Source organism: Poseidonibacter sp. (assembly GCF_041821165.1).
Classification (GTDB): domain Bacteria; phylum Campylobacterota; class Campylobacteria; order Campylobacterales; family Arcobacteraceae; genus Poseidonibacter.
The window spans coordinates 1-6,761 of sequence record NZ_JBGUES010000128.1; the positions used below are offsets into that span (position 1 = coordinate 1).

Here is a 6,761-nt window from a genome sequence, read left to right on the forward strand (position 1 = left end):
GAATCAGCAAACACTCAAGAGACAGATGTAGAAACAGAAAAAACTGAAGATTTAGATAAAGACGAGGAAGAATAAAAATGAGAAAATTTAATGTAGCAGTTGTTGGGGCAACTGGAGCAGTAGGTGAAGAACTTTTTAGAGTTATGGAAGCATATGACTTTCCTGTAAACAATATAATACCATTAGCAAGTGCTAATAGTGCTGGTTCAAAAATTGAATATAGAAATAAAGAATATACAGTTTTAGAATTAACAGAAGAAGTATTTGAAGCAAATGATGTTGAAATTGCTTTCTTTAGTGCAGGTGGAAGTATTTCTGAAAAATTTGCAAAATTTGCAGTTGAAGCGGGTGCTGTAGTAATTGATAATACAAGTCACTTTAGAATGGATCCAACAATTCCTTTAGTTGTTCCTGAAGTTAATCCTGAGGATATTAAACTTTGGAGAGAAACTGGTATTATTGCTAATCCAAACTGTTCAACAATTCAAATGGTATTATCTTTAAAACCTCTTGATGATTTATATGGAATCAAAAGAGTTGATGTATCAACTTACCAAGCAGTTTCAGGTGCTGGAAAAGCTGGTATGGAAGAACTTGTAAAACAAATGCAAGCATTCTTTGCATTTAATTTAGATGAATCTGAAAAACAAGCTTTTGCTCATCAAATTGCTTTAAATGTAATTCCACAAATTGACGTTGCTCAAGAAAATGGATTTACAAAAGAAGAAATGAAAATGGTAAATGAAACACAAAAAATCTTACATAAAAATATCCAAGTTGCTGCAACTTGTGTTAGAGTTCCAGTTTTAAGATCACATAGTGAATCTATTACTGTAACATTTGAAGATGGTGTTGATGTTGATTTATCAGCAGTTAGAAACTCTTTATCATCATTTGAAAATGTAGAAGTTCTTGATGATTTAGCTAATAACTTATACCCAATGCCAATTATTTCAACAGATACTGATACTACTTATGTTGGAAGAATTAGAAAAGATGTTTATGCACCAAATGTAATTCATTACTTTAACGTTGCTGACCAAGTAAGAGTTGGTGCTGCAACTAACTCTGTTAGAATTGCATTAAAATGGATTGAATTAGAAAACGAATTTTAATGATAGAAAAATTATTTGAAAATACAATGTGGCAAACACGACTATTTGTTGTTTTTGCCGTTATTTTTGGATTAATAGGAAGTATACTACTTTTTGTAGTTGCTTCTGTTGATATTTATGAAGTTGTTAAATATACTGCAAATGTTTATTTAAATGGTTTACACCCAGATGATTTTCATGAAGTTATTGTAAGTAAAATTATTGGAGCGGTTGATTTATATTTAATTGCTGTTGTATTACTTATTTTTGCATTTGGTTTATATGAGCTTTTTATATCAAAAATCGATGCTGCTGAAAATGATGAAAATAAAAGTAGTCAAATACTTGCTATTCATTCTCTTGACCAGTTAAAAGATAAGATAGCAAAAGTTATTATTATGGTTTTAATTGTAGGATTCTTTCAAAGAGTTTTACATACTGAATATAATAGTGCTTTAGAAATGTTATATTTTGCACTTTCAATTACATTATTATCAGTAGGGCTTTACTTTTTAGGTAAGGTTTCAAAACACTAAAACATTAATTTTAGAGGAGCTTTGTCTTTCCTCTAAAAATTATTCTTTATTCTTTCTTTCTAAAATTTTCCATAAATTTATTTCATTGTTATTTTAACTCTTCTTAAAATCTAAATGGTATAATCTGTTCCAAATAAAAGTATAAATATTAAATGAAGGTTACAAATGTCAAAAATTTTTGTAGATGCGTGTTTTAGAAAACCAACTCCTTATACTCCTGTATGGATGATGAGACAAGCAGGAAGATATCTTCCTGAATATATGAAAGTAAGAGCTCAAGCTGGAAACTTTTTAAATTTATGTCATAACCCAGAACTAGCTTGTGAGGTTACAATTCAACCTTTAGATATTGTAGGTGTAGATGCTGCTATATTATTTTCAGATATTTTAGTTATTCCAAATGAAATGGGAATGCACTTGGATTTTATAAAAGGTGAAGGTCCAATTTTTAAAGACCCAATTAAAAATGAAGCTGATATTGATGCTTTAATTGGTGGTGAAGAAGCTGCTAATAAACTAACTTATGTTTACGATACAATCAAACTTCTAAAAGAAAAATTACCTGAAGATAAAGCATTAATTGGTTTTACAGGTGCTCCATGGACATTAGCTACTTATATGATTGAAGGTCAAGGTACTAAAACTTATAATCTATGTAAAAAAATGATGTATTCAAACCCTGAATTACTACATAAAATTTTAAGAAAAGTTACTGATATTGTAAAATTGTATATGGAAAAACAAATATTAGCAGGTGCTGATGTTGTTCAAATCTTTGATTCTTGGGCTGCTGCTATTGAGCCTGGATTATATGATGAATTCTCTTGGTCTTATATGGTTGAAATTGCAGAATTTTTAAAAGAAAAATATCCACATATTCCAGTTATCATGTTTCCAAAAGGAATCCCAGCATTCTTAGATAAAGTTTATGGTAACTTTGATGTATTTGGTGTTGATTGGGGAACTCCAATGGCTCTTGCAAAAGAGAAATTAGGTGATAAATATGTTCTTCAAGGAAATATGGAACCATGTAGATTATATTCTAAAGAGAAAACTACTCAATGTGTTGAACATATCCAAAGTGTAATGCAAGGGGAAGGTCATATCTTTAACTTAGGACATGGTATATTACCTGATGTTCCTGTTGAAAATGCGATACATTTTGTAAGTGAATGTAAAAGAGTTTCTAAAAAATAATAACTAATAAAAAGCAGTAAATTTATTTACTGCTTTCTTCTTTTGAAAGTGAAATCCTATGTCTTATTCAAATTCTATAATTTTTGGCCCAATTCCTTCAAGAAGGTTTGGTATATCTTTAGGTGTTGATTTATCTCCAAGTTCAAAGCAGTGTAACTTTGATTGTTTATATTGTGAGTTAGAGGGTGCTAAAACAATCTCTAGTATGCAAACCTATCCAAGTGTAAAGGATGTTATTACTGCAATCACAGATAGCTTTAAAAAGCATCCTAAGATTGATGTTATAACTTTAACAGCAAATGGTGAGCCAACTTTATATCCAGAACTTGATTTATTAATTGATGAAATCAATAAAATAAAAGGTTTAGCTAAAACATTGATTCTTTCAAATGGAAGTACAATCTATAAAAAAGATGTTTATACTTCTTTATTAAAGTTAGATACTGTAAAACTTTCACTTGATTGTGTAAGTGTTAAATGTTTTAAAAAACTTGATAGAAATCATTCTAGTGTTGATGTTGAAAAAATTGTTCCTGCTATGATTGAGTTTTCAAAAGAAACAAAAAATGATTTTGTATTAGAAGTTTTATTTGTAAAAGATTTAAATGACAATGATGAAGAGATAAATCTTTTATATAATGCAATAAAACAAATTAATCCAAAAAGAGTAGATATAGGTACAATAGATAGACCTCCTGCTTATAAAGTAAAACCAGTAACTTTTGAGTGCTTAGAAAGTATTGCAAATAGTTTTGAGGGTATAAATGTAAATATTGCATATAAAAATAGACCTAAACAAGAATCAACATATACAGAAGATGAAATTATTTCTATGTTACAAAGAAGACCATTAACAAAAGAAGATATATCAAATATGTTTGATGCTAACTCAAAAATATTATTAAATAAAATGCTAGAAAATGCTAAATTAAGGCTTGTTGATTCAAGTGGAGTTGAATTTTATAAAATTTTGTAAAAAAGTAAAAATCATCTTGACAAAAAAAAATATTTTTACTATAATTCCAATCCAATTAAAGAATGAACAAACAATCCGGCATAGCTCAGTGGTAGAGTAGATGACTGTTAATCATTTGGTCCCTGGTTCGAATCCAGGTGCCGGAGCCACTTTTTTCTTTTTTAATTACTTAAATTTATTAGATTCCGGCATAGCTCAGTGGTAGAGTAGATGACTGTTAATCATTTGGTCCCTGGTTCGAATCCAGGTGCCGGAGCCATAAAAAGCTTTTAGATATTTGAACTTTGGTTCTTTTATCTGAAAGCTTTTTTTTTGCTTTAAAATATCTACTTCTTTACATATTCTTAGATTCTACATTATAAGCTTAAAAAGATATAATTTCAAAACACAAACCTTATGAAAATGGATAGTAACGATGAATTTAAAAAAATTAATATTTTTAGCAATATTTCTAGTGTTCTTTTATTATGTATTTATTGTAAATATATTTTTAACACTTTCGATTGTTCTTGCTTTATATATAGCATTTAAACTATATAAATATAATGCTAGAAGAAAATTAAATAAGTTAGCTGGCTCAAAAGAGTTATTTAAAGCAAGTCACTTAGGGCATTTTATTGCACTTGTTGCTAAGGTTGCTAAAGCTGATGGAACAGTACAGAAGTTAGAAGCACAACTTATTGGTATGATGTTTGATGATATCTCAAAAGTTTTTGATGAAAAAGAAAAAGCTAGAGCTATTATGAAAGAGATTTTCAATGAAGAAAAAGAAAATAACAATAATACAAAAGAAATAGCTTTAGAATTAAATGCTTTACTTGGTCGTTCTATTTTAAAACGAAGACAATTTATAAGTTTTTTAATACAACTAGCTTTTGTTGATAATGGTATAAGTAAAGAAGAAGATATTGTTTTAAGAGATATTGCAACTGCATTAAATATTGCACCTGCTGATTATGACGCCATTGTAAATAAGTTTGAAAATATGAAAAATAATCAAACGCAAACAATGAGTCCTACAGAAGCTTATAAAGTTTTAGGTGTAAATGAAAATGATGATATGAGTATTATCAAAAATAAATATAGAAAATTAGTACGAAAATACCATCCTGATATTATAAGTTCACAAGATAAAGATGAATCATATATGGAAGAAGCAACAGCTAAAACACAAGAGATAAATCAAGCTTATCAAATTATTAAAGAAATGAAAAAAAAGAGAGAATCATGATTGAATTAATCAATATATCAAAAAGTTATCCAACAAGTGAACTTTATAGTGAACTAAATCTTAGACTAAATCAAGGTGACAAAGTAGGCCTAGTAGGGCGAAATGGTACTGGAAAATCTACATTATTTAAACTTATATTAGGTGAAGAACATCAAGATACTGGTGAAATAAAATTTCCTAAAGCTTACAGAATAGGTGCTTTAAAACAGTATTTTGATTTTACTCAAAAAACTCTTATTGAAGAAACAGCATTAGCTTTAAGTGAAGATGATAAATATGATATTTATAAAGCTGAAAAAATACTATTTGGTCTTGGTTTTAGTGAAGCAGATTTAGATAAAGAACCAAAGTCTTTTTCTGGTGGTTTTCAAATTAGAATTAATTTAGCAAAACTACTTTTAACTGAACCAAATATGTTATTACTTGATGAGCCTACAAACTACTTGGATATTTTATCAATTAGATGGCTAAAAGCTTTTTTAAAATCGTTTGCTGGTGAAGTGATTTTAATCACTCATGATAGAGAGTTTATGGATAGTGTTTGTACACATACCTTAGGAATTATTAGAAAAAATGCTTTTATGATTCAAGGTGGTACAAGAAAATTCTTTGAACAGATTTTAGCTAATGAAGAACATCATGAAAAACAAAAAATAGCACAAGAAAAAAAGATTAAAGACTTAGAAGAGTTTATTGCTAAAAATAAAGCAAGAGCAGCAACTTCAACACTTGCACAATCAAAAGTTAAAATCTTAGAAAAAATGGATATTTTAGAAGATATAAATTATGATGCAAATTTAGATTTTGATTTTAACTATAAAGATACAGCAGCAAAATTTTTAGTTGAGGTTAAAGATTTAAGTTTTGGATATACGCCTGAAAATATACTTTTTAAAAATATAACTTTTGCTCTTTCTCATGGTGAAACTATTGGAATTATTGGTAAAAATGGTAAAGGTAAATCAACTTTACTAAATACAATTGCAGGAGAATTAGAAGCTTTAAGTGGAAGCACAAGTTTCCATCCATCTTGCGTTTTTGGACACTTTGGACAAACAAATATCTCTCATCTTAATCAAAACAATACAATAATGGATGAAATTCATAGTGTAAATCATAAACTACCAGAACCACTAATTAGAAATATTTGTGGTCTTATGATGTTTTCAGGAGATAATGCTAAGAAAAAAATCTCACTTCTTTCAGGTGGAGAAAAATCAAGAGTAATGTTAGCAAAAATTATAGCAAAAGATGTAAATCTTCTTTTTCTAGATGAGCCTACAAACCACTTAGATATTGACTCAATTGATGCTTTAACAAAAGCAATAAAAGCCTTTAAAGGTTCTTGTATGATTGTAACTCACTCAGAAGAGTTATTAAGAGCTGTTTGTGATAGATTAATTATCTTTACAAATGAAGGGGCTGATTACTTTAATGGAACTTATGATGAGTTTTTAGAAAAAATTGGTTGGGAAGATGATGATACAAGTGAAAAGAAAAAAGTCGTAAAACCTAAAAGAAATAAAAAAGAGATAAAAAAATTAAGAGCTATTATTGTTACTGAAAAAAGTAAAATAACAAAACCTATAAAAACTGAAATAGAAGAAATAGAAGCTTTAAGTCAAGCAGAAAAGTCTAAAAAACAAGCTCGTTTACAAGAGTTACAAAATGAACTTGAAAAAATAAATAAAGAGTTTGAAATAAAGCTAAATGAAGTTTAAAAAATA

At 28.3% G+C, this 6,761-nt stretch carries 6 protein-coding genes and 2 tRNA genes; all 8 read left to right on the forward strand.

Annotation, left to right across the window (positions count from 1 at the left end; genetic code table 11):
- The first annotated feature begins 77 nt into the window (after window positions 1-77).
- The 8 genes from ACERKK_RS09670 to ACERKK_RS09705 all read left to right on the forward strand — a co-directional run bounded on the left by ACERKK_RS09670 (window position 78) and on the right by ACERKK_RS09705 (window position 6,755).
- Window positions 78-1,115, forward strand: a complete 1,038-nt coding sequence (locus ACERKK_RS09670) for an aspartate-semialdehyde dehydrogenase (RefSeq protein WP_373772881.1) — start codon at window positions 78-80, stop codon at window positions 1,113-1,115.
- Window positions 1,115-1,630, forward strand: coding sequence for a YqhA family protein (locus ACERKK_RS09675; RefSeq protein WP_373772882.1), 516 nt, complete (start codon window positions 1,115-1,117; stop codon window positions 1,628-1,630). The genes ACERKK_RS09670 and ACERKK_RS09675 overlap by 1 nt, the downstream gene beginning before the upstream one ends.
- A gap of 165 nt (window positions 1,631-1,795) precedes the next feature.
- Window positions 1,796-2,827, forward strand: coding sequence for a uroporphyrinogen decarboxylase (gene hemE / locus ACERKK_RS09680; RefSeq protein ID WP_373772883.1), 1,032 nt, complete (start codon window positions 1,796-1,798; stop codon window positions 2,825-2,827).
- Between the two features lie 58 nt (window positions 2,828-2,885).
- Entirely contained in the window at window positions 2,886-3,803 is a 918-nt protein-coding gene (locus ACERKK_RS09685) for a radical SAM protein (RefSeq protein ID WP_373772884.1), read from the forward strand.
- Between the two features lie 74 nt (window positions 3,804-3,877).
- Window positions 3,878-3,952: transfer RNA gene (locus tag ACERKK_RS09690), tRNA-Asn, on the forward strand.
- Between the two features lie 35 nt (window positions 3,953-3,987).
- Window positions 3,988-4,062: transfer RNA gene (locus tag ACERKK_RS09695), tRNA-Asn, on the forward strand.
- Window positions 4,063-4,218: 156 nt separating this feature from the next.
- Window positions 4,219-5,034, forward strand: coding sequence for a DnaJ domain-containing protein (locus ACERKK_RS09700; RefSeq protein ID WP_373772885.1), 816 nt, complete (start codon window positions 4,219-4,221; stop codon window positions 5,032-5,034).
- Window positions 5,031-6,755 carry an ATP-binding cassette domain-containing protein gene (locus tag ACERKK_RS09705; protein WP_373772886.1) on the forward strand — a complete coding sequence of 575 codons (1,725 nt, stop codon included), beginning with the start codon at window positions 5,031-5,033 and terminating at the stop codon, window positions 6,753-6,755. Before ACERKK_RS09700 ends, ACERKK_RS09705 begins: the two co-directional genes overlap by 4 nt.
- The last annotated feature ends 6 nt before the right edge of the window (window positions 6,756-6,761 follow it).

Excerpts from the sequence above, each read along its gene's own strand:
- ACERKK_RS09700 (WP_373772885.1), top strand. The coding sequence starts at position 4,219 with ATGAATTTAAAAAAATTAATATTTTTAGCAATATTTCTAGTGTTCTTT.
- ACERKK_RS09675 (WP_373772882.1), top strand. The coding sequence starts at position 1,115 with ATGATAGAAAAATTATTTGAAAATACAATGTGGCAAACACGACTATTT.
- hemE (WP_373772883.1), top strand. The coding sequence starts at position 1,796 with ATGTCAAAAATTTTTGTAGATGCGTGTTTTAGAAAACCAACTCCTTAT.
- ACERKK_RS09705 (WP_373772886.1), top strand. The coding sequence starts at position 5,031 with ATGATTGAATTAATCAATATATCAAAAAGTTATCCAACAAGTGAACTT.
- ACERKK_RS09670 (WP_373772881.1), top strand. The coding sequence starts at position 78 with ATGAGAAAATTTAATGTAGCAGTTGTTGGGGCAACTGGAGCAGTAGGT.
- ACERKK_RS09685 (WP_373772884.1), top strand. The coding sequence starts at position 2,886 with ATGTCTTATTCAAATTCTATAATTTTTGGCCCAATTCCTTCAAGAAGG.